1 protein-coding gene is annotated in these 1640 nt (G+C 69.9%); it reads left to right on the plus strand.

Going from position 1 to position 1640, the window contains the following annotated elements:
• Positions 1–311: 311 nt before the first annotated feature.
• Positions 312–1640, plus strand: a 1329-nt coding sequence (locus tag AC07FN_RS45865; protein ID WP_478401378.1) for a Clp protease N-terminal domain-containing protein, incomplete at its 3' end; no start/stop codon positions are given.

Raw genomic sequence — 1640 nt, forward strand, 5'->3', positions numbered from 1 at the left:
CCCGTCCCGCGCGGCCGGTGCCGCGCCATCGCAGGCCTGCCCGGCGGAGAACGCCAGAGGTGAGCTGGTTGCGGGTGTCGATCAGCTCCGGCTGCCCGGCGAGTTCCGCCAGCCGCGACCAGTCGAGCCGCCGAGGGACTCGGCGAGATCCGGCGGGCGCGAGGGCCCGTCAACCCCGGTAGGCCTCATTCTTGACCACGCGGACCTGCATCGTGCGACCGTTCGGCAGCACGTACTCCCGGCCCTGCGTGAGGTCGCTCCGCAGCGGGCACCCTCGTACTAGCTCGGTGCCGGAAGGCCGGGGGTGCCCGATGTTCGAGAGGTTCACCGACCGCGCGAGGCAGGTGATCGTCCTAGCCCAGGAAGAGGCCCGGACGCTCGACCACAACTGCATCGGCACCGAGCACATCCTCCTGGGATTGGTCGACCAGGGCGATCCCGTCGTCGCCGAGGCGTTGGAGTCGCTCGGGATCACGCTCGATGGCGTGCGCCGCCAGGTGGAACACCTCTTCGGCCGGGGGCACATCGCGCCCAGCGGGCACATCCCGTTCACGGTGCAGGCGAAGGAGGTGCTGGAGCTGTCGCTTCGGGAAGCGCGGCGCCGCGGCCACGACCGCATCGATGCCGAGCACATCCTGCTCGGGCTGATCGACGAGGGCGAATGCCCAGCGGCCCGGGTGCTCGTCAGTCTCGGCGCAGACCTCGACCGGGTTCGCCGGCAGGTCGAGAGTCTTCTCGACCGCAACCAGCCCGATGCCGCGCCGGACCACCCCGGTGAAGGGCCGCAGCTCCCCGCCGGGCTCAACGACTACGGGCGCAACCTGACGCAGAGCGCCCGCGAGGGCAAGCTCGACCCGGTGATCGGCCGGGCGAAGGAGATCGAGCGGGTCATGCAGGTTCTCTGCCGGCGCACCAAGAACAACCCGGTGCTCATCGGCGAGGCCGGCGTCGGCAAGACGGCGGTCGTGGAGGGGCTGGCGCAGAAGATCGTCGCGGGCGAGGTGCCGGAAACGCTGAAGGACAAGCAGCTCTACATCCTGGACCTGGGTTCGCTGGTCGCCGGCGCGCGGTACCGCGGCGACTTCGAAGAGCGCCTGAAGAAGGTGCTCAAGGAGATCGAGACCCGCGGCGACATCATCCTGCTCATCGACGAGATCCACACGCTCGTCGGCGCCGGTGCGGCGGAGGGCTCGATCGACGCGTCCGGCATGCTCAAGCCGATGCTGGCGCGCGGCGAGGTGCAGACGATCGGCGCGACGACCATCGCGGACTACCGCAAGCACATGGAGAAGGACCCGGCCCTGGAGCGCCGCTTCCAGCCGATCCAGGTCGACGAACCATCGGTGGCTCAGACCGTGGCCATCCTCAAGGGCTTGCGCTCGCGCTACGAGGAACACCACCAGGTGTCCATCATGGACGCCGCTCTCGTGGCGGCGGCGAGCCTGGCGGATCGCTACCTCAACGACCGCTTCCTGCCGGACAAGGCCGTGGATCTCATCGACGAAGCGGCCGCCCGCCTGCGCGTGCGCGCCGGGGCCGTGAACCAGGTCGACGACGAGCAGATCGCCGAGGTGCTGGCGAACTGGACGGGCATCCCGGTGTTCAAGCTCACCGAGGAGGAGACGACCCGCCTGCTGCGC

It is taken from the genome of Saccharopolyspora sp. NPDC045941 (genome assembly GCF_056431445.1).